17 protein-coding genes and 4 pseudogenes are annotated in these 26,036 nt (G+C 71.5%); 14 read left to right on the top strand and 7 right to left on the bottom strand.

The features are described 5' to 3' along the window. Positions 1-73: 73 nt before the first annotated feature. The 3 genes from GL259_RS04760 to GL259_RS04750 all read left to right on the top strand — a co-directional run bounded on the left by GL259_RS04760 (position 74) and on the right by GL259_RS04750 (position 3,903). Positions 74-706 carry a GNAT family N-acetyltransferase gene (locus GL259_RS04760; protein WP_159529439.1) on the top strand — a complete coding sequence of 211 codons (633 nt, stop codon included), beginning with the start codon at positions 74-76 and terminating at the stop codon, positions 704-706. 209 nt (positions 707-915) lie between these two features. Continuing rightward, positions 916-1,566 carry a lytic polysaccharide monooxygenase auxiliary activity family 9 protein gene (locus GL259_RS04755; protein WP_243762252.1) on the top strand — a complete coding sequence of 217 codons (651 nt, stop codon included), beginning with the start codon at positions 916-918 and terminating at the stop codon, positions 1,564-1,566. A gap of 279 nt (positions 1,567-1,845) precedes the next feature. Further along, positions 1,846-3,903, top strand: a complete 2,058-nt coding sequence (locus GL259_RS04750; RefSeq protein WP_166461623.1) for a DUF1996 domain-containing protein — start codon at positions 1,846-1,848, stop codon at positions 3,901-3,903. A gap of 75 nt (positions 3,904-3,978) precedes the next feature. Here the strand turns inward: GL259_RS04750 and GL259_RS04745 are convergent. After that, positions 3,979-5,428, bottom strand: a pseudogene (locus GL259_RS04745) (MMPL family transporter); the annotation flags it as partial. Beyond that, positions 5,425-5,589: a hypothetical protein gene (locus GL259_RS04740; RefSeq protein WP_159529435.1), complete on the bottom strand. Its 165-nt coding sequence runs from the start codon at positions 5,587-5,589 to the stop codon at positions 5,425-5,427. The pseudogene GL259_RS04745 and the gene GL259_RS04740, both read right to left, overlap by 4 nt. A gap of 217 nt (positions 5,590-5,806) precedes the next feature. Between GL259_RS04740 and GL259_RS04735 the strand changes: the two genes are divergently transcribed. Both GL259_RS04735 and GL259_RS04730 read left to right on the top strand, forming a co-directional pair. Beyond that, on the top strand, positions 5,807-6,004 hold the full coding sequence (locus GL259_RS04735; RefSeq protein WP_159529433.1) for a hypothetical protein: 198 nt from the start codon (positions 5,807-5,809) through the stop codon (positions 6,002-6,004). Between the two features lie 305 nt (positions 6,005-6,309). Next, positions 6,310-8,499, top strand: coding sequence for a SpoIIE family protein phosphatase (locus tag GL259_RS04730; protein WP_159529431.1), 2,190 nt, complete (start codon positions 6,310-6,312; stop codon positions 8,497-8,499). Positions 8,500-8,539: 40 nt separating this feature from the next. Here the strand turns inward: GL259_RS04730 and GL259_RS04725 are convergent, their stop codons facing one another. After that, positions 8,540-11,068, bottom strand: a complete 2,529-nt coding sequence (locus GL259_RS04725; RefSeq protein WP_243762251.1) for a SpoIIE family protein phosphatase — start codon at positions 11,066-11,068, stop codon at positions 8,540-8,542. Positions 11,069-11,355: 287 nt separating this feature from the next. Here GL259_RS04725 and GL259_RS04720 point away from each other — a divergent pair, with 287 nt between their 5' ends. Further along, positions 11,356-11,937, top strand: coding sequence for a hypothetical protein (locus GL259_RS04720; protein WP_208026434.1), 582 nt, complete (start codon positions 11,356-11,358; stop codon positions 11,935-11,937). 73 nt (positions 11,938-12,010) lie between these two features. Here the strand turns inward: GL259_RS04720 and GL259_RS04715 are convergent, their stop codons facing one another. Then, positions 12,011-12,703, bottom strand: coding sequence for a GAF and ANTAR domain-containing protein (locus GL259_RS04715; RefSeq protein WP_243762250.1), 693 nt, complete (start codon positions 12,701-12,703; stop codon positions 12,011-12,013). A 154-nt stretch (positions 12,704-12,857) separates the two neighbouring features. Between GL259_RS04715 and GL259_RS04710 the strand changes: the two genes are divergently transcribed. Next, positions 12,858-13,031 (top strand): CsbD family protein, encoded by a 174-nt coding sequence (locus GL259_RS04710; protein ID WP_159529427.1) that lies wholly within the window; start codon positions 12,858-12,860, stop codon positions 13,029-13,031. Positions 13,032-13,221: 190 nt separating this feature from the next. Next, the gene (locus GL259_RS04705; protein ID WP_159529425.1) at positions 13,222-14,013 is read left to right on the top strand and encodes a restriction endonuclease; all 792 of its coding nucleotides are present in this window, start codon (positions 13,222-13,224) and stop codon (positions 14,011-14,013) included. A 92-nt stretch (positions 14,014-14,105) separates the two neighbouring features. Here GL259_RS04705 and GL259_RS04700 read toward each other — a convergent pair. After that, positions 14,106-15,378 (bottom strand): annotated as a pseudogene (locus GL259_RS04700) (IS701 family transposase). A 323-nt stretch (positions 15,379-15,701) separates the two neighbouring features. On the opposite strand from GL259_RS04700, the pseudogene GL259_RS04695 reads away from it, so the two are divergent. Continuing rightward, a pseudogene (locus GL259_RS04695) lies at positions 15,702-16,448 on the top strand (transposase family protein). Between the two features lie 50 nt (positions 16,449-16,498). Here GL259_RS04695 and GL259_RS04690 read toward each other — a convergent pair. Next, positions 16,499-17,842, bottom strand: coding sequence for a lanthionine synthetase LanC family protein (locus GL259_RS04690; protein WP_243762543.1), 1,344 nt, complete (start codon positions 17,840-17,842; stop codon positions 16,499-16,501). Positions 17,843-18,887: 1,045 nt separating this feature from the next. Continuing rightward, a complete protein-coding gene (locus GL259_RS04680; RefSeq protein WP_159529419.1) occupies positions 18,888-20,009 on the bottom strand; it encodes an aminoglycoside phosphotransferase family protein in 1,122 nt (373 codons plus the stop codon). A 1,036-nt stretch (positions 20,010-21,045) separates the two neighbouring features. Here GL259_RS04680 and GL259_RS04675 point away from each other — a divergent pair. The 5 genes and pseudogenes from GL259_RS04675 (at position 21,046) to GL259_RS04655 (ending at position 25,989) form a co-directional block, all read left to right on the top strand. Beyond that, a pseudogene (locus GL259_RS04675) lies at positions 21,046-22,318 on the top strand (IS701 family transposase). A gap of 132 nt (positions 22,319-22,450) precedes the next feature. After that, complete coding sequence (locus GL259_RS04670) at positions 22,451-22,717, top strand: hypothetical protein (RefSeq protein ID WP_159529417.1); 267 nt, start codon at positions 22,451-22,453, stop codon at positions 22,715-22,717. Positions 22,718-22,852: 135 nt separating this feature from the next. Next, on the top strand, positions 22,853-23,725 hold the full coding sequence (locus tag GL259_RS04665) for an oxygenase MpaB family protein (protein WP_159529415.1): 873 nt from the start codon (positions 22,853-22,855) through the stop codon (positions 23,723-23,725). Between the two features lie 115 nt (positions 23,726-23,840). Continuing rightward, entirely contained in the window at positions 23,841-24,347 is a 507-nt protein-coding gene (locus GL259_RS04660; RefSeq protein WP_159529413.1) for an SRPBCC family protein, read from the top strand. Next, positions 24,340-25,989 carry an NAD(P)/FAD-dependent oxidoreductase gene (locus GL259_RS04655; protein WP_159529411.1) on the top strand — a complete coding sequence of 550 codons (1,650 nt, stop codon included), beginning with the start codon at positions 24,340-24,342 and terminating at the stop codon, positions 25,987-25,989. The genes GL259_RS04660 and GL259_RS04655 overlap by 8 nt, the downstream gene beginning before the upstream one ends. Positions 25,990-26,036: the final 47 nt, after the last annotated feature.

The raw sequence follows: 26,036 nt of genomic DNA, 5'->3' as shown, positions 1-26,036 counted from the left end.
GTTAAGCCGCGAGCGGGGGCGGCTCCCGCCGCGGGGTTGTGGGAGCGCTCCCAAAGAGGGCAGGATCCCGGACATGAACGCGTCTCCCGTGATCCGCCCGTACCGCCCCGGCGACCGGCCGGCCCTCGACGACATCTGCATCCGCACCGCGCACAACGGCGGGGACAGCCGCCCCTTCTACCGTGACCCCGACATCTTCCCCGCCACCTTCGCGGCCCCCTACGTCCATCTCGAGCCGGAGCTGGCCTTCGTCCTGGACGACGGACGGGGCCGGGCGGTCGGGTACATCCTCGGCACCGCCGACACCCCCCGTTTCGCCGAGGCCTTCCGCACCGTGTGGCTGCCCCTGGTCGCCGACCGCCACCCCGAGCCGTCCGGGCCGCCGGACACCCCGGACGAGGCGATCGCCCGGCTGCTGCACCACCCCGAGCGGATGGTGGTCCCGGAACTGGCCGCCTATCCGGCGCACCTGCACATCGACCTGCTGCCCGAGTGGCAGGGGCGCGGTCACGGCCGGGAGCTGATGCGGAGGTTCCTCACGGCCCTGCGGGACGGGGGAGTGCCGTCCGTCCACCTCGTCATGGCGACGGCCAACAAGCCCGCCCGGGCCTTCTACGACCGCATGGGATTCCACGAGATCGACGCGCCGCTGGACGATTCGGTCGCCTGCCTCGGGCGCACCACGGGGGACCTCGACCGGCTCTGACGGACGGCTCCCCGTCCCGTCGAACGAATCGAACGCGCCACGGCCCGTGCGGAAGTGGCGCGAACGGATGTTGCCGCTCCGTCCCGACGGGCGCAGCCTGTGCGTTGGGAGCGCTCCCATGTGCTGCCCACGGGCCTCGTGCGCCCACCCCCCACAACCCCCGCACCGGAAAGAAGGAACCCGTGATTTGGCGTGTCCATGACTTAGCTGTGGCGCTCCGGTCCCGTCTGACCCTCACGCTGAGCGTCGTCGTCGCCTCGCTGCTCTGTCTGATCCCCTGGAGCGGCACCGCCGTCGCCCACGGCTCGGTGATCGACCCCGCCTCCCGCAACTACGGCTGCTGGCAGCGCTGGGGGAGCGACTTCCAGAACCCGGCGATGGCCCAGCAGGACCCCATGTGCTGGCAGGCGTGGCAGGACGACCCCAACGCCATGTGGAACTGGAACGGCCTCTACCGCAACGGCTCCGGCGGCAACTTCCAGGCCGCCGTCCCCGACGGCCAGCTGTGCAGCGGCGGGCGCACCGAGGGCGGGCGCTACAACTCCCTGGACGCGGCGGGCCCCTGGAGGACGACGAACGTGGGCAACAACTTCACCGTGAAGCTGTACGACCAGGCCAGCCACGGCGCGGACTACTTCCTCGTCTACGTCACCCGGCAGGGCTTCGACCCCGCCACCCAGCCGCTGGGCTGGGACGACCTCCAGCTGGTGGCCCGCACCGGCGCGTACGCCCCCGGCCAGAACTACTCGATCCCGGTGAGCACGTCCGGCCGCAGCGGCCGCCACGTCGTCTACACGATCTGGCAGGCCTCGCACATGGACCAGACGTACTTCCTGTGCAGTGACGTGAACTTCGGCTGACCCGGCGCCACTTCGCCGTCACGTCCCGAGGTCCCCGCCGGACGGGCCCGTCCGGCGGGGACCTCGGTGTCCGGGGGTCTCGTTCTCCGGGATTCCGCGAGGAGACCGTGAGGCGTTTGAACACACGGCGGTCCGCCTGCGTATGGGGCGTGGGAAATCCATGCCGACCCCCCACGACAGAAGCGTAGGAGTACTGCCTTGGCACGCAACACACGCAGACGCCCCAAACAGCGCGCGACTCTTGCCGCCTTCGCCCTGATCCTGGGCGGAGGCGGGATGATGGCGGCCAACGTCTACGCTTCCGCGACCGAGGAGGGCGGGACGGGCGCCGGTCAGGCGCAGGTCCTCTCGGGCGCCACGATCGACTGCCCGGACGTGGCCACGGCCGCCCAGCTGGCGTCGGTGCCCCAGGAGGCGCGGGCGGAGGTGGACAAGGAACTCGCCGCGCTGGACGCGCAGATCGCCGATGCCTACAAACGGCTCGGGGAGTCGGCCGACGCCCTTCGGCAGGACCCGGGTTTCGCGGACAACGCGATAGCCGGGCCGCTCGAGGAGAAGCGTTCCGCGACCCTCGCTCGCATCGCGACCGCCGTCGACCGGGTGGGCGACAGGCCCGAGGGCCTGGAGGGACTCGCCGCCTGCGCCGTGCGGGAGTCCGGCAACGCCCCCGCGCAGCAGGACGCCGGGCAGGAAGGCGACGGCAACGGGGGCGAGCAGGCGGGCGACGGAGGCGACGGCCAGGACCAGCAGGGCCAGGACCAGCAGGGCCAGGGGCAGGGCGGAAACGGCGGTCAGGCCGGCAACGGTCCCGTCGCCGGTGACTACGTCGACATCAAGAGCGTCCAGCCCGGCGCCTCCGCGCCGGAGCAGACGGAGAAGGCCTCCCGCGGCACCTTCACCAGCGAGTGCGGCGTCAACGAGAACGGCCTGTTCAACTCGGACAACGTGATCGCCGCCCCGGGTGTCAGCAACGGCGCCCACCACTTCCACGACTACATCGGCAACCAGGCCACCAACGCCTTCTCCAGCGACGAGGAACTGGCGAAGGCGGACACGAGCTGCGAGGACCAGGGCGACAAGTCGTCGTACTACTGGCCGGTGCTGCGCCTGCAGAACGGGACCCAGGAGCAGGACGCCGACTCCCCGGGCGGCGGCATCGAGGGCAACGTCGGTGAGATCGTCACGCCCAAGGAGGTCACGCTGACCTTCGTGGGCAACCCGCAGGGCGAGGTCACCGCCATGCCCCGGTTGCTGCGCATCATCACCGGCGACGCCAAGTCGTTCGTCAACGGCCCCGCCAACGCCAACGCGTCGTGGAGCTGCACCGGTTTCGAGGACCGGCAGCTGAAGGACAAGTACCCGCTGTGCCCGCAGGGCAGTGACGTCGTGCGGACGTTCAAGTTCCAGAGCTGCTGGGACGGCCGCAACACCGACAGCGCCAACCACCGTACGCACATGGCGTTCACGGACGCCGCCGGCAACTGCCCGTCCGGTTTCCGGGCCGTGCCGCAGCTGGTCCAGCGCATCGTCTACGACGTGGACGCGCCGAGCCTCGAGGACGGCGGCAGGACGACACCGCTGTTCGCGGTGGACTCCTTCCCGGAGCAGCTGCACAAGCCGATCACGGACCACGGCGACTTCATCAACGTCTTCGACGAGGACCTGATGAGGGAGATGGTCGACTGCATCAACGAGGGCCGCACCTGCGGTTCCGGCGCCGGCGGCGGCAACGGTGACGGCGGCGACGGCGACGGTGACGGCGGCGAACCGAGCGAGGAGCCGAGCGAGGAGCCGCAGCAGCCCGAGCAGCCGGAGGAGCCCACGGCCACGCCCGGCGACCCGGGCCAGGACGGCGGCGACCAGGGTGACGGCGGCGACCAGGGCGGCGACAAGCCCGGCGACGGCGGCGACCAGGGCGACGGCGGACAGGAGCAGCCGTCGGAGCCCCCGGCCGAGAACCCGACCGAGGACCCGGTGGAGAAGCCGACCGAGAACCCGGCCGAGACCCCGGCCACCGAGGAGCCCTCGGGCGACAACGGCACCGCCCGGCCCGGGCAGCCCGATGTCTACGCCTCGTCCCCGGCCGGGGACGGCGAGGGCGCCGGCGCCGACGGCCAGGACGGCGGCCGGGACGCCGGGGACGACGGCGGCCAGGAGGCCCAGGCCGCCGAGGTGCCCGGCAGTCTCCCCGAACTCGGGACCGAGGACAGGACCGAGGCGCAGGCCGGGACCGGCAGCCTCGCCGAGACCGGGGCCCAGCTCTGGCCGGCCGCGCTGGGCGGAGTCCTGGTGGTCTTCGGGTTCTTCGTCCTGCGGAGCGTGCGGCGCGGAGCCTGATCCGCCACGGCACGTGAACGGCGGCAGGGCCCCTCAGGGACCCTGCCGTCCCGCGTTTCCCGGCGGTCCCGGCCCTCAGGACGGAGTGCGGCCCGGAGACGCCGGCGTGCCCTCCCCCTCCGCGTCGATGTGCGGCATGGCCCTGTCCAGCAGGCGCGGCGTCCACCAGGCGCGCGGACCCAGCAGGGTCATGACGGCCGGCACCATCAGCAGCCGCACGACGGTGGCGTCGATGAGGACGCTGACGGCCAGGCCCAGACCCAGCATCTTGACCACGACGTTGTCGCTGACGACGAACGCCGCGAACACGCTCACCATGATCAGCGCGGCACAGGTGACGACCCGTGCGGTGATCTCCAGCGCGTGGGCGACCGCGCCCTCGGCGTCGCCGGTGCGCACCCACGCCTCGTGGACGCGGGAGAGCAGGAAGATCTCGTAGTCCATGCTGAGCCCGAAGATGACGGCGAACATCATCATCGGCACGTAGCTCTCGATCGGCACCGTGCCGGAGACCCCGAGCGCCGGCCCGCCCCAGCCCCACTGGAAGACGGCGACGACGACTCCGTACGAGGCGGTGATGGACAGCACGTTGAGGACGGCTGCCTTGACGGCGGCCAGCAGACCGCGGAACACCGCCAGGATGATCAGGAAGGCCAGGGCGACCACCACGCCGATGATCAGCGGCAGCCGGCCGGCGACGATGTCGCGGAAGTCGACCTGCGCCGCCGTCGTCCCGGTGACGTACGTCTCGGCGTCCGTGCCGCGCACGGCCTCCGGCAGGGTGTCGTCCACCAGGCGGTTCGTCAGGTCGGTGGTCGCGGCGCTCTGCGGGGACTGTGCCGGGTACACCGTGCCGACCAGGACGTCGCCGTCCCGGGGTGGGCGTCAGGGGGGTGACGGCGGCCGCGCCGCCGACCCCGTCCAGGGTCTTGCGGGCCTGCGAGGCGAGGCCGGAGCGCTGGGACTCGGGTACGGAGGACTGGTCGATGACGATCGTGAGCGGGCCGTTGGAGCCGGGACCGAACGCGTCGGTCATCAGGTCGTAGGCGCGGCGGTCCGTGAAGGAGGTGGGATCCGCGCCGTCGCCGATGTGGCCGAGCCGGATCGAGAACACCGGGACGGCGAGGACGGCGATCGTGGTGACGCCCGCGGCCAGGTAACGCCACGGTCTGCGCTCCACCCGCCGGGCGTACCGGTGCCAGGTGCCGTGGGGCTCGGCGCCCGGCCCGGCGTCGGTCTCGGCCACGGGCCGGCGCACCCGGTAGCGGTCGATGCGTTTGCCGATCAGGCCCAGCAGGGCCGGCACCAGGGTGAGCGCGCCGACGACGGCGGAGACGACGGTGACGGCGGCGGCCAGCCCGAGCTTGGCGATGAACGAGACGCCGGACGCGGACAGCCCCGCCAGCGCGATGATCACCGTGCAGCCGGAGACGAGCACGGCCCGCCCGCTGGTGGCGGTGGCGTGGCCGGCCGCCCGCACCGGATGCTCGCCGTCCATGACGTCCTGCCGGTACCGGGTGATCAGGCCCCGCCGACGGAACGGTTCGCGACCTGCAGTGCCATCAGGACCACGAGCCACGCCACGACGACGATAACGAAGTGCCGTGCGCACCACTCGCCCAGCCGCCGCAGCGCTCCCGCCCCCGGTCTCCCCCCGGCCCCCTCGTCGTCGTGTCTGGAAGGCATGGGTGCGATCCCCTCCGCCCGGCCGAGCGGTTCCCGGCACTCCCTCCATCACAGACACGAGGGATCATGCGGGCATCCCGGGCCGGTGAACGGGTGGGGCGGCCGCACCGGGCCGGGGCGGCGGCGACGGGAGCCGCGCTTTCGGGCACCGCCGTGTGACACTGGGCGAAGGCCGCGGTGTGGTCCGAACGGAGCGCCGGCCGGGAGGGGAGCCGTCATGGACCGGGGGACGGGACGCGTGCACGGGAACGGTGACACGGACGAGGACGCGGCGGCCGCACGCCACGCCCGTTTCGGACGCCTGCCGGAACCGGTCCGGGTGGAGGACACGGTCGAGGAGCGCCCGGCCGCCGCGCCGGACCCCGCCCGGCACGCCTACGACCCGGACGAGTGGCTGGTGCGCTACTGCCTCTGAGGCCGCCCCGGCGGCGCCGGCGCGGCCCCGGCCGCCCCGCCGTCGTGGGCGGAGCCGGGAGGGGGCGTTCCCGCGCGGGCCCCGCGCCGTGCGCGGCGGCACCGCGGGTCCGTCGCGCGCTGCCGCGTGACGGGGACCACCGCGATCACCCCGGCGTGTGAAAACCGTGAAGACCGTGCGCCCGCGTGGTGCGTCAGTCCCGGTGTCCTGGGTAAGAGCGGCGTACGCCTCTGGTGGAACAGCAGGCGCGTACGCAGTCCCTCTGGCGGGCGGGCAGCCCTCCCGTCACCGGACCGGAGGACGCCATGGCCGGGACCGACGAGCCGCTCCTGAGCGCCGCGTCGCTGGACGACGCCCTGGGGGCGTCCCTGGCCGACACCGTGCGGGGCACCGGTGCCTCGGTCGGGGCGCTCTACCTGTCCGAGGGGGCGACCGGCGTGCTGCGCCTGGTGTGGCTGTGCGGCCTGCCGGCGGAGTTCTTCGCCCCGTGGCAGCGTCTGCCGCCGACCGCCCCGGTGCCCGTCGCCGACGCCGTTCGCGAGGACCGGCAGGTCTGGATCGGCGGCCAGGACGAGATGGCCCGGCGGTATCCGCGGACCGCCGCCGTCCTGCCCTACCCCTTCGCGCTGGCCGCGATCCCGCTGACCGGGGCACGCCGCCGCTGGGGCGGCCTCGTCCTGATGTGGCCCGCCGACCGCCCGAGACGGCCGACCGCCCACGAACGGCACGCCGTCACCACCGGCGTCCGGAACCTCGCGCGCCTCCTGGACGACTCCGACCAGCCACCGCCCCTGTCCGACCGGCCGCGGCTCGTCCCGCCGAACGCCGTGACCCGCCCCGCGCAGACGGACCTGGCCGCCTCCGACTACCTCGAGCGCCTGCCCGAGGGGGCCGTGTCCCTGGACCTGGAGGGCCGGATCACCTACCTCAGCACCACCGCCGCCCGGCTGCTCGGCCGTGGGGCGGAGCGACTCCTCGGCACCCGCCCCTGGGAGGCCCTCGCCTGGCTGGGCGACCCCGTCTACGAGGACCACTACCGCACGGCGGTGGTCAGCCGTTCGCCGGTGGCCTTCACCGCCCGCCGTCCGCCGGACCACTGGCTGGTCTTCGAGTTCTACCCCGACACCAGCGGCATCAGCGTCCGCGTCACCCCGCGCGCGGAGCACGTCGCGGACGACCCGCCGCCCGTCGCCGCGCGGCGTCCGTCGCCCGCCCCCACGGGACGTCTGTACCAGCTGGTCCACCTGGCCGCCGCGCTCACCGAGACGGTGACCGTGCGGGACGTCGTCGAGCTGATCGCGCACCAGATCCTGCCCGCCTTCGGTGCCCAGGGCCTGGTGCTGTCCGCCGCCGACGCCGGCCGCCTGAAGATCACCGGCCATCACGGCTACGACGCCGACGTCGTGGAACGGCTCGACGCCCTGTCCCTGGACACGCGCCTCACCCCCGCGGGTGACGTCCTCGCCAGTGGCACCCCCGCCTTCTTCACCGACCGGGCCGAGATCGCCGCCCGCTACCCGAAGGCGCCCCTGATGAGCGACAAGGAGGCCTGGGCCTTCCTGCCCCTGGTCATCTCGGGCCGGCCGGTGGGCTGCTGCGTCCTGTCGTACGACCGGCCGCACCCCTTCACCGCCGACGAGCGCGCCGTCCTGACCTCCCTGGCCGGTCTGATCGCCCAGGCCCTGGACCGCGCCCGCCTCTACGACACCCAGCACCGCCTCGTCCGCGAACTGCAGCGGGCCCTGATGCCCCGCGCCCTGCCCGTCCTGCCCGGTCTGGACGTCGCCGCGCGCTCCCTGACCGCCGGACACGGCCTCGACGTCGGCGGCGACTTCTACGACGTCCTGCGCCTCGACGACACGACCGCGGCCGCCGTCATCGGGGACGTGGAGGGGCACGGCGTCACCGCGGCCGCGCTCACCGGCCAGATCCGCACCGCCGTCCACGCGCACGCGACCGCGGGCGCGGCACCTGACGAGGTGCTGGCCCGCACCAACCGGCTGCTGGCGGACCTGGACTCCGAACTGCTGGCGTCCTGCCTCTTCGCCCGCATCGACCTGGCGCGCCACCGGGTGACCCTCGCCAGCGCGGGACACGTGCCGCCGCTGCTGCGGCGCGCACCCGGCCGGGCCGAGGTGCTGACCGTCGAGCCGGGGCCGCTCCTCGGCATCGACCTGCACGCCCGTTACCCGGTCACCACCGTCGCGCTGCCCCCGGGCGCCGTCCTCGCCCTGTACACCGACGGGCTGGTGGAGATCCCCGGCATCGACGCCACCCGGACCACCCGGCGCCTCGCCGAGCTCCTGGCCGCCGGCGACGACCCCGATCCGCACCGCCTCGCCGACCACCTCCTGCCCCCCGCGAGCAGCGGCGTCCAGCACGCCGACGACATCACCGTCCTCCTGCTGCGCGCCGCGGGCACACCCGCCGCGAGACGACCGCCGGTCACGGCCGACCGGGCCGGACGCGGGCCACGGCCGGAGGCACGCCCGTGAACGGAGCACCCGGCGGAGCCGCCCGCCCCCGTGACCGCGGTCAGCGCCCGCCCTCCCAGCGGTACGCGGTGAGCAGCAGCGCCACGTCGTCCGGCCGGTCCTCGGTCCGGCGGGCGGTCCTGACCAGCCGGTCGGCGAGCTGCTCCACCGAGCCGGTGCGGCTGCGGGCCAGACGACGGCGGACCGCCCGGATGCCCGTGTCGATGTCGCTGCCGGGCAACTCGACGAGCCCGTCGGTGTACAGCACGAGGACGCTGCCGGGCGGCAGGGTGAGCGCCGTGACGGGGTAGGCCGCCTCGGGATGCACCCCGAGCATCACGCCGCCGGCCAGCTCCAGGGCCTCGGTACGGCCGTCCGGACGGCGCAGCAGCGGCGGGGGGTGACCCGCCCGGACCGCCAGGGCGCGGCCGGTGCGCGGGTCCAGCTCGATGTAGCAGCAGGTGGCGAAGACCTCCGCCTCCAGCTCCGCCAGCAGCCGGTTGGTGTGGGTGATGACCTCCTGCGGCGGCCGGCCGCTGGCGGCGAAGGCGTGCACCGCGCTGCGCAGCTGCCCCATGACGGCCGCGGCGCCGACGCTGTGCCCCTCGACGTCACCGATCACCAGGGCCACCCCGCGCTCCGTCCTGATCACGTCGTACCAGTCGCCGCCGATGGCCATGCCCTGGGTGCCGGGCAGGTAGCGGCCGGTGCTGAGCAGCCCCTCGATGGCGGGCAGCCGGTGCGGCAGCAGCCCCTCCTGCAGTCCGCGCGCGACGGCGGACTCCGCGTCGTACAGCCGGGCCCGTTCCATCGCCTGGGCGGCCAGTCCGCTCAGCGCGGTCAGCGCGCTGCGCTCCTCGGGGGTGAACCGGTGCGGCGCGTCCCAGCCGAGGATGCAGGAGCCGACCGGATGTCCGGAGGCGATCAGCGGCAGGAACGACCAGGCGCACATCCGGTCCAGGACGATCTCGGGGTAGGCGTCGACCAGCTCCTCGGGCGACTCGAAGAAGAGCGGGAGCCGGGTGGTCAGGGCGTGCACCCCGGGCAGCTGCCTGTCGAGGGGGATCCCCTCGAACGCCTCGAGGAACCCTTCCGGGTAGCCGGACTCCCACAGCAGGTGCATCCGGTTGTCCCGCACCGTGTACAGGGCGATCTCATGGGCGCCGAACGCGGGCAGCAGCTGCTCGGAGACGGCCCGGCACACGTCCCTGACGGTGACCGCCTCGGTGAGCACGCTGGCCATCTGCACGACGTGGTAGAGGGCCCCCGCGCGGGCCGTGGCGACCGGCTCCGCCGCGGCGGCCCCGGTGGCCGGCGCCGGCCACCGGGCCGGCGACCCGGGCCGGGTGCCGGCGGGCGCGCCGGTGCGGAAGACGCGGCCGGTCAGCCCGTGCACACCGGGGTAGAGCACGAACCCCAGCCAGACGCCGTCCGGGTCGTGCACCAGGTACGACACCGGCTCCTGCGACAGCATCGCCGCCCGGTAGTGGTCCTCGTAGGCCGGATCGCGGAGCCAGGTGAGCACCTCCCACGGATGGTGGCCGAGCAGGTGTTCCAGCTCGCAGCCCAGCAGTTCCTGGCAACGGCGGTTGGCGTAGACGACCCGGCCGTCCTGGTCCAGGGAGAACAGCCCGTCGGGCAGCCGCTCGGAGGCCTCGGCCGCGGTGACCCCGCCGGCCACGTCCACGAGGGCACCCACCAGCAGCCGGGCGGTGCTCTGCGCCGGCACGACGTGTCCCCACAGTTCGACCGGCCGGTAGCGGATCCGCCCGCCCCCGCCCGCCTCGTCCAGCACCCTGAAGTGCCGGGCCCTGACCTGCCCGGTGGCCGCCGCCTCCCGCCGGGTCGCCCGCAGCTCGTACAGGTCGTCCGGACTCACCCGGGACTCGACCTCCGCCATGGTGCCGCCGAAGTCCTCCCGGGTGACGCCCAGCAGGCTCAGCGCGTCGTCGTCCCCGGCCCACCGGTCGCTGTCCAGGTCCCACTCGACCATCCCGACCTGGACGGCCCGGACCGGCGGTGTGGGCAGCCGCACGCTGACCGGCTGGTCCTCGTACTCGATCCCGTACGCCACGGCGTCCGGGTCCGTCCGGCCGGGCATCCGGCGGGCGAACTCGGCCAGGCGCTCCTCCATGTCCCGCCCGGCGTCGCCCAGCGCGGCCCGCACCGTCTGCTCGCCCACCGGCTCCCGGGCGGCCGAACGCAGCACCACCAGGACGCCCACGGGCTCACCGCCGACCCGCACGGGGTGGTGGGCCGAGGCGAACGAGTACGGCAGCGCGGCGGTGAACTGGGGGAAGCGCAGCATCGTCGCCCGCTCGTCCGGCAGCCACAGGCCCTCGCCCCGGCGGTACGCCTCGGCCATGGGCAGCGTGCCGCCCACCGGCACCCGCCACCAGGGCCTCAGCAGCGACCGCGGGACGCCGGTCACCACGCAGAGCACCAGCGAGCGCCGGTCGCGCGAGCGCAGGTACACCAGTCCGCCGTACCCCTCGATGCCCTCCACCGCCGCCACCACGGGCTCCGCGAGCGCGTCCTCGATCCGCGCCGCGCTCCCGGTCCGCTCCCCTCGCGCGTTCCGACCGAGCACGCCCGCCCCCCGCCCCCCGCGCCCTGCGGCGGCTGACTCATCCATCTCGCGTCCTCCCGGTACGGACGCACGGGACACCGTTCGCTCCCCACCAGGATGTGCCATGCGGGGCGCTCCGGCGCGGCGGATGCGCCCGCCCCGCGCGATCCGGCCGTCCGGCGGAACGTCCCCGCCGGGCGGCGACCCGCCGGGAAAAGTACGGCCTCCGGGCGGAGGAACAGTGCAACCTTCGGGTGAATGCGGTCGTCTCACCTCATAACAGAGCGATGCGAGCCCAGGGGGCCGAAATGCTTCGAACCAGAACGATCTGCACGACCGTCGTGCTCGTCGGCGCCGTGCTGGGCACGGCGGCGGTCCCGGCCGCCGCCACCCGGGCCGCGACCGTCCGCGCCACGGCGTGTCCCACCGGCTGGGGCAGCCTGGCCAAGACCGACGACGACGCCACGACCACGCCGGTGCGCGACATCAGGACCGGCCGCGCCGCCTGCTACGACCGGATGGTCGTGGATCTGCCCGGCGCCGGACGCGGCGGCCTCGGCTACTCCGTCCGCTACGTCGACCGCCTGTACCAGGACGGATCGGGCCGGCCCGTCCCCGTCGTCGGCGGCGCCGTGCTCGAGGTGCGGGTGGCCGCCCCCGCCTACGTCCCCGAAACCGGAGAGCCCGCCTATCCCGCGCGGGCCGGACGCCCCCTGCCGGGCGTGGACCTCACCGGGTACCGCACCTTCAGGGACGCGCGGTTCGCCGGCAGCTTCGAGGGCGAGACCCAGGTCGGTCTCGGAGTGCGCGCGCGGCTGCCCTTCCGGGTCCTCGAACTCCAGGACCGCGTCGTGATCGACGTCGCCCACACCTGGACCGGCGGGCGCTGAGCACACCTCGCGGGAGCGCCGGGGACGCCCGCGCCGCGCGCAGCACCCGCCCGGGCGCCGCGCGCGCGGGCGCTCACCGCTCCGGGGTGCCGGTCTCGCAGATGCGGCGGGCCACCTCGCGCAGCTTGGTGTTCGTGCGCTGGGACTGGGTGCGCAGGAACTCGAAGGCCTTCTCCTCGCTGATGTGGTGGCGGCCCATCAGGATGCCCATCGCCTCGCCGATCATGTGCCGGGTGGCGATGGCCTCCTGCAACTGGGCGTCGTTGAGGGCGCTGGAGAAGGCGACCGCCGCGTGGGAGGCCAGCAGCCAGCCCGCCGTCTCGCTGTCCTCGGTGAACGCCCCGGGAGCGCGCGAGTACATGTCGAGGGCCCCCAGCTCCTCCTCGCGCGTGTACAGCAGGAAGCTCATCATGCTGCCCATCCCCAGGTCCCGGGCGCGGGGCACGTAGTTCGGCCAGCGTTCGGCGGGCCGGGTGAGGTCGGGGATGCGGAAGACCCGCTCGTCGTTGTCGGGCTGGGCCGCCTCGAAGCAGGGCCCCTCCCGCAGGCGTTCCTGGAGGCGGTCGCTGTCGATCACGCGTTGCTCGGTGGGGGCCAGCGAGCTCACCCGGTTCCCCTTGAGGACGAGGATCCCGGAGGCGTCGCAGCCCTCGACGAGTTCCACGGCCGACTTCGTGATCTGTTCCAGGGTCGCGTCGAGGGTGTGCTCGGCCAGGAGGTCACGGGCCATGGAGGCCATCTGCTGAGCGAAACCCCGCCAGTCCACCGTCCGCCTCCCTGCCCGTCGTGGTCCGCACCACCGCCCATCCTGGCACGCCGCTCCCGGCCGTACCCCCCGCGCCGGAGGTTTGAGGACCGCTTCGTCGGCGACTCGACCGGTGACGGGGATGAACACGGACGTTTCCGAGGAGTGAGCAAGGATGGCTGGAGACCAGAAGGCCAAGGCGAAGGCGGAACAGGCCAAGGGCAAGGCCAAGGAGGCGGCCGGCCGCGCGGTCGGGAACGAGCGGCTCGAGGCCGAGGGCCGGGCCGAGCAGTCCAAGGGCGACGCGCGCCAGGCGAAGGAGAAGACGAAGGACGTCTTCCGGCACTGACGTCCCAGGCGCACCGGGCGTACACCCGGTGACGTTCCGTCCGGGCGGGGTCCCCGCGGCAGCGGGGACCCCGCCCCGTGTGCGGCAGCCGGTGAACGGGCCGATCCCGGGCAGACGGCGTGAGTGATCTTCGGGGCCCGCGGCCCCGGGACGCACTCCGTACCGGCCGCACCAGAGAGGAACCACCACGGTGACCATGCCCGAGCGCCGTACGCGTCCGCTGCACCGCGGGCGCCGCTTCGACCTGCGCGCGACAGCCGTGTTCTTCGCCCTGCTCGCCACGGCCCTGATCGCCGGGGGCTTCGCGGCGCGCGCGCTGGCCGAAGCCGTGCAGCGGCGTCCGGTGTGGGGCGTCGTCCTGCTGTGCGTGGCCGCCGCGCTCGTCCTGGCCCGTGGACGCAGACGGCGGCGGCCGTCCGCGGCGAGGATCGCCCGCCGGACCGGCGAGGCCCTGGAACAGGCCACGGCGACGGCGCTCGACGCCCTGGACACGCCCGCACCGGCCCCGCTCGCCGCCCCGGCCCCCGCCGAGCGGTACGCGGAGGAGGCCCTCCGCGCGGCCGGGGCGCCCGGCGTCCCCGACTACGACGCCCTGAGCCCCGAGGAGTTCGAGGAGGCGATAGCGGCCCTGTGCGTGCGGGACGGCTGCTCGGACGTGCGGGTCGTCGGCGGAGCCGGCGACCTGGGCGCCGACGTGGTGGCCGTGTCCCCCGAGGGCCGCCGCCTCGTCGTCCAGTGCAAGCGCTACGGCGGCGACAACAAGGTCGGCTCGCAGGACCTGCAGCGCTTCGGCGGCACCTGCTTCACCGTCCACGAGGCGGACGTCGCCCTCGTCGTCACCACCGGTGAGTTCACCGCGCCGGCCGCGGAGTACGCCGAGCAGTGCGGGATCGTGTGCGTGGACCGCCGCGGCCTGCTCGCCTGGAGCGCCGGTTCGGCACCGGTGCCCTGGGCGGCGGGCGCCGGCGAGGCGCACGCTTAGTACTCCAGCAGCGGATCGTGTCCTGAGCTGCGTTTTCGGTAGTGGCAGCGGCGGGCGACGGCTTGGCGGTGTCTTCTTCCAGGCCGACCACTTCAGTGCGTGGGTGACGGGGTCGCGGTCGGCTTGTGGGCGGGGCAGGAGAGCGTCCAGGAGCCGCCGGATCTCTGCCACGGTGAGCGGGACGAGGGCTGATCCGTTTCTGCAGCCCCCTTTGCGGCCTCGCCGCCGGCCTGGGCGGCGAGCGCAGTCAGGACCGCGTGGGCGAGCATGGCCGGGGTGATGTGCCGATACCAGCCGGGATAACGGCGGACCTCGTACTGGTCGAGGCCGCACTCGTTCTTCGCGGCCTGGAAGCACTCCTCGATCGCCCAGCGGGAGCCGGCGATGCGGGCCAGCTCGGCGATCTCGACACCGACGGGGGCGTAGACAAGGTAGTAGGCGAGTTCGCCGGGGTCGGACAGGCTGCGGCGAGCCATGACCCAGCGGTGATGGGTTGGCGGATCGGGGTCGAAAATGATGTTGGCGGGCAGCTCGGCTGCGGCCCAGTCGTAGACACGCGGGCCCTTGGCGCCGTTGCCGCAGGAGAGCCGCTGCCAGGCGTCACCGGGTGCCTCGTCGATGAGCTGGTCGATGCGCCAGATGCCGGCCAGGGACTTGGTCTGCTGCGACTTGGGTACCGCCACCACATAGCCGATGTCGAGTTGCTCGAGCGGGCGGCGGAAGTGCCAGTCCTGCCCGTAGGCCTCGTCCGCGGTGACCCAGGCGGCGGGCAGGCCGGCGGGCAGGCAGCGTCGGACGATGTCCCGGGCCGGCTCTCCCCTGGTCGCAAAGCCCCGCTCGTCGGGGATCTTCGCCGCCCGGCAGCGGTCACGGTCGGACGTCCAGGCCTTGGGCAGGTAGAGCTCCCGGTCCACCAGGGCCCGGCCCGAGCGGGTGGCATAGGCGGCGAACACCCCGATCTGGCTGGGGTACCCCCTCTGGGGGATTGTCGATCTTTCCCGAGGTGCCGGTGTACTGCCGGCCCACCCCGGCCGAGGTGGTGCCCTTCTTGATGAACCCGGTGTCGTCGATGATCAGCACTCCGTCCGGTCCGAGCTGCTCAGCGACGTAGGCACGGACATCGTCACGCAAGGCCTCCGCGTCCCAGACGCTGCTGCTCAACAGCCGCTGGAAGCCGTCGGGAGTGCGGTGACCTGCCCATTCCGCGAGCTGCCAGCCGTTCTTCCTTGCAGCTTGGCCCAGCAGACCGCGGACGTAGTCCCGCATCCGCCACCGCAGATCCGCCCGAGCGAACCGGCCCGCCACCCGCGCGAACACCGACTCCAACTCGTCATCCCAGCAACCGACTTCAGCCATGCCCTCCATGCCAGGACAACGACAATCGCCAGCTCAGGACACGATCCGCTGCTGGAGTACTAAATAACCATCTATGCGAGTTCTGTGAAATCCCCAGAGCGTGATCCGTTTCTGCAGGTCGCCGTTGGCGGAAGTCCTCTCAGAAGTTGCATGTTGTGCGAGAGACACGCTGTGAAGAGGTCATCTCAATGAACACTTCTCATCCTGTGGTTTGCGGGTGATGACGGCTGGTGGTCGAGGTCCGTGACGCGGCAGGGCTCCTGGTCGTTTCGGCTGGTGATCTCACTCGCCAACGTCTCGACACAGGAGCCCTGTTGGTCCCGTATCGTGCCATGCTCGACATCCCTCACGAGGTCGTTGAGCATGTTTCCTGGCTCATCTACGCCCGAAGGTGTGAGCTGAACTCCCGCTGGCGCAGGCTGGGCTGCTTCCGGCAGGCCCTGCTGGTCCTGGTGCACCTGCGCAAGAACGAGACCCTGGCCCAGGTCGCCGCGGCATTCGGCGTCTCCACCGCCACCGCCGGCCGGTACGTGAGCGAGACGGTCGACATCCTCGCCGAACGCGCCCCAACCCTGCACGAGGCCCTGCGCGAGCCGCCACCGGAGGGCTTCGTCGTCCTCGACGGCACGCTGATCACCACCGACCGCATCGCGGCGGACGAGCCCTACTACTCGATGAAACACCGCCGTCACGGGATGAACGTGCAGGTCGTGGCCGCCCCGGACGGAACACCCCCTGTGTTCTCTCGAGCGCTGCCCGGCCGCACGCACGACCTGACCGCGGCCCGCGCACACGGGGTGATCTAAGTCTGTCTGTCCCGCCAACTCCTCGTCCTGGCCGACCGCGCCTACCAGGGCGCCGGCGCCACCGTCCGCACTCCCTACTACCGCCACCACGAGCTTCCCGAGCACTACCAGTAGTACAACCGGGACCACGCCCGGCTGCGAGCACCGGGCGAACGCACCTTCGCCCGCCTCAAGCAATGGCGGATCCTCCGCAAGGCCCGGTGCAGCACCAACCACATCGGACGCACCGTCGCTGCCATTCACGCCATCGAGATCGCCTGGCGCTCAGGATGAGAAGCGTTCAATGGGGCCTTCCGCATCCGGCGGATGAGACTACGGCAGCCTCATCCGCCAATAGCGCTGCTCCCCGATTTCCCTGTCTCGGTCGAAGGAACTACGAGCAACGGGCGGACCGCCTGCGGATTGTGCAGCCTGAGGAAGTGATAGCCCAGACCTGCGTGCCCGAGCATGAGGGATGGGTTCGGACCACCGCACGCAACACCTGACCGCCAATCGTCTCCTGCTGCGAAAGGAACCAACTCCTGTGCTGCTTTCAGGGCGGCATCCTTGTATTCCGGCTCCGCTAGTTCCGAACCGCCAATCCAGAGGCTTTCGATCAGCCCGGTCACGCCATGGCAGGGAGTAGCGTCGAAGGTGTGAGCCGGACGCCTTTGTTCCAGGCTGTCGCGGGTCTTGTCCAGGCCGGTTCTGGCTTTGGCGACATAGTCGTCCTTATACGCGGCATCCAGCTTGGCCGCCCGGAGGCGGGAGAGGGCGATACCCGGAGCGCCGTGGCACCATGAGATGGCGAAACGCGGTGAGGAAGGATCTCTCTCCGGGCCCACCGGTGGGCGCAGATCGGGCCAGTTCCTCTCCACTGGATCGAAGAGTTCGTCCTCGTAGGCGAACGCCCTCCTGCCGAAGGTGAGGAAGTGGTCTCTGCCCGTCTCCTTGTGCAGCTCCAAAAGGGCGAGGCCGATACCTGCCGCACCGTGGGAAAACCCGGTCAGCGGGGCATCACCGGTCGGTCGGCGCGGCGCTGCGTACCGGTGCATGACTTCGGATCGGCAGAGTTCCTCGCCAAGAGTATTCGCCCACTCGCGGCACCTTGACAAGTCCGCGTTCCGGCTCAGGTGCAGCAGAACAGGGATCGCGCTTGCCTTGCCGCCGAGCAGGTCGTCCGGTCCCCCGCGGTCCGGTGCCGGCCATCCTTCCAGCAACACGTCCATGAGTCCGCGCAGTTCATGTCTCGCGTCGGTGCGAAGTCCGACCCACCATGCTGCGAACGCTACACCTGTCACTCCGGTGTAGAACCCGAGCGATAGTTGACGGGAAGTACCCCGCCGCTGCTCGACTTGGCGCAGCGCGCACCTCGCGGCGCCTAGTGCTGTACGACGGAACTTCGTGACCCCAGTATGCGTGAAGAGTTCTGCCAGGAAAAGCGAGATGCCACTGGCCCCGGCGTATATGTCAGGTCCGAGGGCGGCAGTCTTTGGTCCGGATGCACCGAACAGGAAGGCGCCGTGGTTCGATCGACCCGTCCAGTTGCACCGCGTTCCTTCGGAGTCCCAGCGGGCCTGAGCGCATAGTGTGTCTCCGATGCGGACCGCTGCGGTGAGGAAATCGTCACGCTTCCTCCCGAGGTCGGAACTCCGTCGTTCCGCTTCGAATCTGCCCGTCCGGTTCATGGAGTCGAGGCAGTATGTGTCCACGGCGCCCATGGTGAGATGAGGAACCTCTGGGTCGAGCCCTTCCCCCGGAAGACGCTCTCTATGGCATGCCGCTTCCACTGCACATCCGTTCGTCCGTCCCCATGAGCCTTGCACAATGCCGTGGCGACGAGCCTGCAACGATGCTGGCCGAAGCTGAGACCGTTGCCAGGGTCCTCGGCAATAGCCAGTCCGGGGGCGAGACGCTTGGTGAAGAGGGGAACTTCATTTCGCAATCCGTCGTACACCTCCGCATGGACACGGCCCAACAGTCCGCGCGCCCTCAGGAAATCGCTACCCGCAAGGTAGACAACTCCCGCATCCGCCCGTTTGTACTTGTGCGGGGCGTTCAGTACCTTCGCTCTGAAGGGGATGAAAGCTGCGTTCATCAGGCGGGACAGCACTGCGACGAAATGGGGGGCCGTCGCGCTTGTGAGATGCCAGTACAAGCGCACCATGGACTCTTCCGTTCCGCGGCCTGAGACCCTCTCCGTGTCCGCGTCTCCCAGGATCAGGTAGTAGTCCCGCTGAAGGCATCGGTACTCCTTCGGTACATGTACTTGGCACTCCTGCCCACTCCTCATCCCCGCGACGTCGGTTCGCACCTGTTCGAGAGGAACCCAGAACCGCACACCGTGCCGCGAAACGACGACGTGAGGTCCGGCGCTGACCTCTTCCACACTCCAGCCTGGTTCCCAGGTTCCGCGCCCAGTGTTCGCGTTTGTCAGAGCAGATTGGAAGTCACGCGTGGCCGTAAGGTGAGCGGCTGCGCGGTCCGCGCCGTGTGGGCGTATGTAACAGTGGTCGTACAGCAGCGCGGCAAGTTTCGCCTTCTGATCCGCTGCGGACGGGTCTCCCACCGGCAATTGACCGTGCTCGTCCGTCCACTTCCGTGGCGTGGAACCGTGCACGCTCGGCCCCGTGAAGGGCCGTCCATCGATGAGAAAGCTGTCGGGGCCCGTGATGTCCACCTGTTCCGACATGAAGATGAGATCACCATGCATGGCCGATGCCGCCTCCCACATCATCCGATTGCGAACAACTCGGACGCTGCCCTGTGTGGATCCATCAGAACGTTCTCGCAAAACTGCAGGAGCAGGACAGCGGACGACGGTATGTCAGCCGCCCCGGCGGTCATTTCGAAGGCCGACTGCACCATTCGCGCGCCGCAGAGGCGGACCATCTTGGCGACGTCTGGCTGCGCCCGTCCGGCATCGTGCCCCTGGGGAGTGAAGTAGCCCTGCCAGAAGGCGCGGCTAGTGGCCTGGAACACCGCCTGCGACGGTGGCCACTGAGGGATCTCCGGCATTTCCCCTTGCGGAGGTGACAGAAGGCCACTCAGCCAGAACCGAACCAGCACCTCGAAGAAGCTGGCAATGTCCCAGACTCGGTCTCCGACCTGACACATCTCCCAGTCTATGAAACGGACGTCCTCAGCCGAACTGCCCTCGGAGTGCACCAGGATATTGTTCGCGCGGATGTCTCCGTGGATGACTGTGTCGGGTTCCCAGAGTTCACCGATGCTGCGGAGACCTTTTCTGATCGCGTGCGACGACTGAACGATCCGGAGTACATCCATGTCGGCAGGGCTGAACTTCACCAATGAATACGGACTCGGTGCAGCGGCTCGCGCGATCCAAGGGAGAGGGGATCGTTCGGGCTCGCGGCGAAAGTCGAGGCGAAGAGTCTCGTGTATGCGGAACAGCCGGCGTCCCAGCTCCCGCCAGGTATGGATGGGGAACCCGTAGTGACCATGGGACCAGGTGCAGAACTCCTCGAGCGTGTGATGCTCCGGTAGCAGCTCGAAGACGAGTGCGGGGATGGTCGGCTCGTATGCCAGAAGACGGGGCAGTGAATCGGCAAGAGGGAACCCGCAGGAGAGTTGCCGGTGAAAGAACTCGGCCTCCCGGCGAAGTGTACGACAGCTGCCCTCAGCCAGCGTCTCGGGTTGCTTGAGAAAGAAGCCAGTCTTCTCCGTCACCGTGACACGATTGTTCCGGTTCCGGTGAGGAAGGGTCTCTACTGCCACGCCGCCTGCGAAGAAATCCTCTTCGGAAAGAAGACCGAGATCCAGTAAGAACGGAATTACGTGATCGATGTCCTGCGCGCCCGGCCCGCCGGTGCGTGACTCACCGTATGCATGCATGTTGGCACCCGGTGTCCTGGGTTTTCTACTTGGGGGTGCAGAATATGTCAGCCGTGCAGGCATCGCTGGGACCGCATGCCCAGCTCGATCCGCATCCCTCCGTGGCGCCATCGCAGAACACGCTACAAAAGTCTGTGTCATCCCGTGGTTGCCTGGCACGGTGGTATCGACGGATGGCCCCGGTGAGGTTCTTCGCGTCTCCCGTCAGGCGACCGACGTTCACCAGCATCAGTTTCGCGGAACTCCGCACCCACAGAATCGAAGGGCTGTTTTCGTCATCCGAGTCCACGGCCGCTGTTTGGACCACATCGTTTCTGCCGATAGCAAAGTAACTTTCGAAAGACAGGTCCAGGTACACTCGTACTCGCCCGTCCGACGTGGACGGACCGATGAAACCCATGAGTACTGTCAATCCGTCAGCAGCGTCGGTCGTGAAGTGCTCCGGAACCAGAGGGTGCGGATTCAGGTTCACTTCTGGGTCGCGCTTGTTTTCGGGGCTCATGAGATCCTCCGCTGTCGCAGATAGTTCCTGCCTAAAAAAAATTCGTGCCAAAAACTCCGAAACAAGTGGGGGCATGCAAGCCTCGCGTCATCGCCCGATGATCAGTGGCCCTCGGTGATCTAACTATCAGCAGTGGCGCCGTTGGCGTGGGTGGCCTTATAGCAGCCATGCTAACTCCGCATTCCCGGATGCGCATCGGGAAGGTAGGCGGCACGGCAAGGCCCCCTCCCCGAGGTGCCGTAATCAATTGGCTGCGGTCACGCCACCTCGTCGATCTGTCACGGAATAATGCGGTTGTGTCACTACAGCCGGTCCCAGTCCGGCTACTACCCCGATATTCCGTATGCGGAGTCAACCGCCCGGGATGGAGCCGAACAGCGGGCGGACCCGCCATAGCCTTGGCCGCCCGGAGCCGCAGCACGCACACGTGCAGCAGGCAGCAGCCCGCCTATTACTGATCATTTCAGAATGCGTCTGAGCTTAGTACTCCAGCAGCGGATCGTGTCCTGAGCTGGCGATTGTCGTTGTCCTGGCATGGAGGGCATGGCTGAAGTCGGTTGCTGGGATGACGAGTTGGAGTCGGTGTTCGCGCGGGTGGCGGGCCGGTTCGCTCGGGCGGATCTGCGGTGGCGGATGCGGGACTACGTCCGCGGTCTGCTGGGCCAAGCTGCAAGGAAGAACGGCTGGCAGCTCGCGGAATGGGCAGGTCACCGCACTCCCGACGGCTTCCAGCGGCTGTTGAGCAGCAGCGTCTGGGACGCGGAGGCCTTGCGTGACGATGTCCGTGCCTACGTCGCTGAGCAGCTCGGACCGGACGGAGTGCTGATCATCGACGACACCGGGTTCATCAAGAAGGGCACCACCTCGGCCGGGGTGGGCCGGCAGTACACCGGCACCTCGGGAAAGATCGACAATCCCCCAGAGGGGGTACCCCAGCCAGATCGGGGTGTTCGCCGCCTATGCCACCCGCTCGGGCCGGGCCCTGGTGGACCGGGAGCTCTACCTGCCCAAGGCCTGGACGTCCGACCGTGACCGCTGCCGGGCGGCGAAGATCCCCGACGAGCGGGGCTTTGCGACCAGGGGAGAGCCGGCCCGGGACATCGTCCGACGCTGCCTGCCCGCCGGCCTGCCCGCCGCCTGGGTCACCGCGGACGAGGCCTACGGGCAGGACTGGCACTTCCGCCGCCCGCTCGAGCAACTCGACATCGGCTATGTGGTGGCGGTACCCAAGTCGCAGCAGACCAAGTCCCTGGCCGGCATCTGGCGCATCGACCAGCTCATCGACGAGGCACCCGGTGACGCCTGGCAGCGGCTCTCCTGCGGCAACGGCGCCAAGGGCCCGCGTGTCTACGACTGGGCCGCAGCCGAGCTGCCCGCCAACATCATTTTCGACCCCGATCCGCCAACCCATCACCGCTGGGTCATGGCTCGCCGCAGCCTGTCCGACCCCGGCGAACTCGCCTACTACCTTGTCTACGCCCCCGTCGGTGTCGAGATCGCCGAGCTGGCCCGCATCGCCGGCTCCCGCTGGGCGATCGAGGAGTGCTTCCAGGCCGCGAAGAACGAGTGCGGCCTCGACCAGTACGAGGTCCGCCGTTATCCCGGCTGGTATCGGCACATCACCCCGGCCATGCTCGCCCACGCGGTCCTGACTGCGCTCGCCGCCCAGGCCGGCGGCGAGGCCGCAAAGGGGGCTGCAGAAACGGATCAGCCCTCGTCCCGCTCACCGTGGCAGAGATCCGGCGGCTCCTGGACGCTCTCCTGCCCCGCCCACAAGCCGACCGCGACCCCGTCACCCACGCACTGAAGTGGTCGGCCTGGAAGAAGACACCGCCAAGCCGTCGCCCGCCGCTGCCACTACCGAAAACGCAGCTCAGGACACGATCCGCTGCTGGAGTATTAGGGCCGGTTGTCAGTGGCGGATGCCATCCTGCCGGGCATGGACGAACTGGAGTTCATGCGCGGCCGGGTCTACGGGGCGGACCACGACGATCCCGGGCCGCGCGACGGGCGCTCGTACGTGGAGCTGGCGGGCGGCCCGCTGGACGGCCTGCTGCTGGACGTCACCGACCGCGCCGACACGGAACTGAGGGACGGCGTCGGCCTGCCCACCGAGATAGGCCGCTACGGCGCGGGCGGGCGCGCGGTCTACGCGCCCCGCGGCACGGACGACCGGGTGTTCGAATGGCGGGGGGACGTCCCCTGAGCGCGGATCCCGTCCCGCCCGCGGCCATGACGTGGACGAGCCGCCCCTCCTGGGTACCGGGCAGGGTACGGGGCACGGGCGCCGCGGGGCGTCGCACCGACCGGTCGTCGCGGGCGTGAGGAGGGCGGAGCGGCCATGGGACTCCTGACGGAAGGCGAATCGGCGCTGCGCGACCGCGTCGGCCACGCGATCTTCTCCCGGGTGGCCGGGCCGGACGGACCGGCCACCCGCGCGCACATCCACGGCACGCCCGGTCCGCGCTGGTTCGGACCCGAGCGACCGGTCAGGAGGGTGCACGGGGACGCCTCGATGTTCATCGGCGGACTGTCGGCCCTGCTGCTCCAGTCGCTCCACCCGCTGGCCATGGCCGCCGTCGCCGGACACTCCGGCTTCCGCGGCGACCCCTGGGGGCGCCTGCAGCGGACCAGCACCTTCCTGGCCGTCACCACCTACGGGACCGCCGACAGCGCCCAGCAGGCCGTCGACCGGGTGCGGGCCGTCCACGAGACGGTGCGCGGCACCACCGCCGACGGCGAGGAGTACCGGGCCTCCGACCCCCGTCTGCTGTGCTGGGTGCACGTCGCGGAGGTCGACTGCTTCCTGCGCGCCCACCAGCGCTACGGTGCCCGCCCCCTGGACGACGAGGGCTGCGACGGGTACGTCGCCGACATGGCGCGCGTCGCCACCGCGCTCGGCGTGCCCGACCCGCCGGTGGACCGCGCCGGACTCGCCGAGCGGCTGACCGCCTACCGCGCCGAGCTGCGCGCGACCCCCGAGGCGCGCGGCACGGCCCGCTACCTGCTGCTCAACCCGCCCGTCCCGCTCCTCGCCCGGCTGCCGTACGGGATCCTCGCCGCCAACGCGGTGTCCCTGCTGCCCACCTGGGCCTCCCGCGCGCTGTGGCTGCCCCGCGTGCCCCCGGCCGAGGGCGTGTGCGTCCGTCCGCTGGGCACCGCCGTCACCGCGGGCATCCGCTGGGCCCTGACCCCGGCCCGGGACCCGGCGTGACACCGTCCGCCGCGCACCGGCCCGGCCTGCGCCCCGGGCCGCGGGCCGCCGGTTGACTCGTGCCGGAGGGGGCACTCAGTGCTCACTGGTACCGCTCCGCGAACGGGAGGCCGATGTGGCGGTTCGTCATCGTCTGATCCATACCAGCCCGCAGACCGTCTGGGCCGTCCTCGCGGACGGCAGCCGCTACGCCGAATGGGTGGTGGGGACCTCGTCGTCGGAGCCGGTGCGGGGACAGTGGCCGCAGCTCGGCGCGGCGATCCGCTACGAGGTGCGCCTCGGCCCCGCGCGCCTGTCCAACGAGACCGTCGTCCGGCGCTGCGAGCCGGGCGAGGCCCTGGAGCTCGAGGCCAAGGCGGGACCGCTCGGCACGGCGCGGGTCGCCATCGAGGTGCGGCCCTGGGGCGAGGAGTGCCTGGTGTTCGTGGACGAACACCCCCTGCAGGGAGCGGGCGGGACGATGCACAACGTGGCCGTGGACGTCCTGATCCAGCTGCGCCACCGCGCCATGCTCGCCCGGCTGGCGAAGCTCTGCGAGGCCGAGGCCGCCGAGGAGGAGCGGCGCCGCCCCCTGGGCCAGGTCGTGTCGCCGAAGCCCGGCGCGGGAGGGTCCCGTGCCTGACGCCGTGGTGATCGGGGCCGGCCCCAACGGGCTGGTCGCGGCGAACCTGCTGGCCGACGCGGGCTGGAGCGTGGAGGTGCTGGAGGAGCAACCCGAACCCGGCGGCGCGGTGCGCCACGACCGGGGCGTCGACCCCGGTTTCGTCAGCGACCTGTTCAGCTCCTTCTACCCGCTCGCCGCCGCCTCCCCGGTCATCGCCGGACTGCGCCTGGAGGACCACGGGCTGCGCTGGAGCCACGCCCCGCACGTCCTCGCCCACCCGCTGAGCGACGGCAGGTGCGCGGTGCTCGACCGCCGCGTCGACGTCACCGCCGACTCCCTGGAGACCTTCGCGCCGGGCGACGGGGACGCCTGGCGCCGGCTGCACGACGTGTGGCGGCGCCTGCGCCCGGACCTGCTGGACGCCCTGTTCACCCCGTTCCCGCCGGTCCGCTCCGCGGCCCGGCTGGCCGTCCGGCTGCGCGGCACGGGCGGGCTGCGCATGGCGCGCACCCTGGTGCTGCCCGTGCGCCGCCTGGGGGAGGAGGAGTTCCGGGGGGAGGGCGGCGGACTGCTGCTGGCCGGCAACGCGCTCCACGCCGACCTGGCACCGGAGGCCGCGGGCAGCGGCGGCTTCGGCTGGCTGATGTCGATGCTCGGCCAGACCTACGGCTTCCCCGTCCCGGCCGGCGGCTCCGGCGCCCTCACCGAGGCCCTGGCCCGCCGTCTTCGCGCGCGCGGCGGTGTGCTGCGCTGCGGACAGCGGGTCGACCGGATCGTGGTGCGCGGCGGCCGGGCGACGGGGGTGCGCACGGCCGGCGGCGAGACGGTCGCCGCCGGGCGCGCGGTCCTCGCGGACGTGGCCGTGCCCGCCCTGTACGGCGAACTCGTCGGCCCCGAGCACCTTCCCGCCCAGCTGCTGTCCGACCTGGAGCGCTTCCAGTGGGACTTCGCCACCTTCAAGGTCGACTGGGCGCTCGACGGCCCGGTGCCCTGGCGGTGCGAACAGGCCGCGGGCGCCGGAACCGTCCACCTCGCGGACGGCATCGACGAACTCACCCGCTTCGCGGCCCAGGTGGCCATGCGCCAGGTCCCGGACCGCCCCTTCTGCCTGTTCGGCCAGATGACCACCTCCGACCCGTCCCGCTCCCCGCGGGGCACCGAGTCCGCCTGGGCCTACACCCACGTACCGCACGACATCACCGGCGACGCGGGCGACGAGGGGCTCACCGGGACCTGGGACACCAAGGAGCAGGAGATCATGGCCGACCGCGTCGAGCGCCAGGTCGAACGCTTCGCGCCCGGCTTCCGCGCCCGGATCCGGAGCCGGCGCGTCCTCGGCCCGCCGACGCTCCAGTCCCTGGACCGGAACCTGCGGCAGGGCGCCATCAACGGCGGCACCGCGGCCATGCACCAGCAGCTGTTCTTCCGCCCGATCCCGGGTACCGGACGCCCCGAGACACCCGTGAAGGGCCTGTACCTGGCGTCCGCCGGCGCCCATCCGGGCGGCGGCGTCCACGGCGCGCCGGGCGCCAACGCCGCGCGCGCGGTGCTGCGCAGGCACAGGGCCCCGGGCCTGGCCCGGGCGCAGCGGCTGCTGGCGCGCCGCGACCGCGGCGGCCGCAGGCAGCCGGACGCGGGAGGGCCGGCCGGTGACGGATGACCGCGTGCCGGACCGGCACCGGCACGGCAGGCCGGTGCGGACGGCCC

The sequence above is a fragment of the Streptomyces sp. Tu 3180 genome (genome assembly GCF_009852415.1).
Classification (GTDB): Bacteria; Actinomycetota; Actinomycetes; order Streptomycetales; family Streptomycetaceae; genus Streptomyces.
This window is presented reverse-complemented; position numbering and strand designations above follow the sequence as displayed.